The organism is Dietzia sp. SLG310A2-38A2, assembly GCF_014145095.1.
Taxonomy (GTDB): domain Bacteria; phylum Actinomycetota; class Actinomycetes; order Mycobacteriales; family Mycobacteriaceae; genus Dietzia.
In genome coordinates, this window is record NZ_JAALDX010000491.1 from 6,760 (window position 1) to 8,349 (window position 1,590).

The following is a 1,590-nucleotide window of genomic DNA, read 5'->3' on the forward strand; positions in this document are numbered from 1 at the left end:
AGGGGAATGAGCCCCCGTGCGATGGTGACCAAGCACCTTCTGGACGGCGACGACTCCCTGTTCACAGGAGATTTCGGTGCGGCAGCGCCCGCGGGCGGACCACAGTCGACGGGTCCACAGGCGACCGGGCCACAGTCGGCCGGCCCGCCGTCGACCGGAGCACGGTCGACAGCTCCTCAGCCGGCCGGCCCGGCGTCCTCGTCCGCGCCGACCCCGCCGAGGCCGGGCACCACTCCGATGTGGGACACGGACGCCACCTGAGCGAACCCGTGCCGGTCCGGTGATGGCGCAGGGGTCAGACCGAACCCGGCGATCAGAGGTGGCGCGTGGTGTCGATCCCGAGGTTCATCCCCGCCAGTCCGCGCGGCCGGACGGCGAGGCCGTCCGCGATCTCCCTGAACGCCCGGCCGGACGGTGAATCCGGCTCCGCCAGCACGATCGGGGTGCCCTCGTCGCCGTGCTCGCGGACCGCCTGTTCGAGCGGCACCTGGCCGAGAAGCGGTACAGGTGCTCCCACCGAGCGGGACAGGTTCGCGGCGACCTCTGCTCCACCGCCGGTGCCGAAGACATCCATGCGGGTGCCGTCGGGGAGCTCGAGCCACGACATGTTCTCGATGACGCCCGCGATCCGCTGACGGGTCTGGAGCGCGATCGACCCCGCCCGCTCGGCCACCTCGGCCGCGGCCTGCTGCGGTGTGGTCACCACGAGGATCTCCGCCGACGGGATGAGTTGGGCGATCGAGATGGCGACGTCACCCGTTCCGGGCGGCAGATCCATCAGCAGCACGTCGAGGTCGCCCCAGTACACGTCGGCCAGGAACTGCTGGAGCGCACGGTGCAGCATGGGGCCACGCCACACCACAGGGGTGTTCCCCTTGGTGAACTGGGCGATCGAAATGACCTTGACGTCGTGCGCGACCGGCGGCAGGATCATCTGCTCGACCTGGGTGGGCCGGGCATCGGTGCCCAGCATCCGGGGGATCGAGTGCCCGTAGATGTCCGCGTCGAGAACGCCCACGGACAGTCCGCGGGACGCGAGCGCGGTCGCGAGGTTGACTGTCGCGGTGGACTTGCCCACGCCCCCCTTGCCCGAGGCGACCGCGTAGACCCGGGTGAGGTTTCCCGGTTGGGCGAACGGGATGACGGGCTCGGCCGCGTCGCCCCTGAGGTGTTTGCGCAGCTCCGTGCGCTGCTCGTCGTTCATCACGTCGAGCTCGATCACGACCTCGCCCACACCGGCGACGTCCGAGACCGCGGTGCGGATCCGGTCGGTGATCGTGTCCCGCATCGGGCACGTGGCCACCGTCAGGTAGATGCCTATCTCGACCCGGCCGGATCCTTCGTCGATGTCGACGCCCTTGACCATGCCGAGCTCCGTGAGCGGCTTTCGGATCTCCGGGTCGTCGACCTTGGCCAGGGCGGCGCGGATCGATTCTTCGCTGGGTGCACTCATGATGTCCCCGAGTCTAGGCGCCGGGGTCCGGGCGGGCGATTCAGGCAGGCGGCGGCACGCAGAACGGCGCGATACAGGGGAGCTCGAAGACCGGCAGCCCGGGTGGGGCCGGCGCGACCCGGGCCGGCGGCGCCGGC

The 1,590-nt window shown here is 70.8% G+C and carries 1 protein-coding gene and 1 pseudogene; one reads left to right on the forward strand and one right to left on the reverse strand.

The genetic code is table 11. The features are described from left to right. Nucleotides 1-261, forward strand: a pseudogene (locus tag G6027_RS15920) (twin-arginine translocase subunit TatB); the annotation flags it as partial. Between the two features lie 52 nt (nucleotides 262-313). Here the strand turns inward: G6027_RS15920 and G6027_RS15925 are convergent. Continuing rightward, on the reverse strand, nucleotides 314-1,453 hold the full coding sequence (locus G6027_RS15925; protein WP_182638014.1) for a P-loop NTPase: 1,140 nt from the start codon (nucleotides 1,451-1,453) through the stop codon (nucleotides 314-316). Between the last annotated feature and the right edge of the window lie 137 nt (nucleotides 1,454-1,590).

What these genes read in the sequence shown, in the direction of transcription:
- G6027_RS15925 (WP_182638014.1), bottom strand. Translation starts at nt 1,453, where the DNA reads ATGAGTGCACCCAGCGAAGAATCGATCCGCGCCGCCCTGGCCAAGGTC.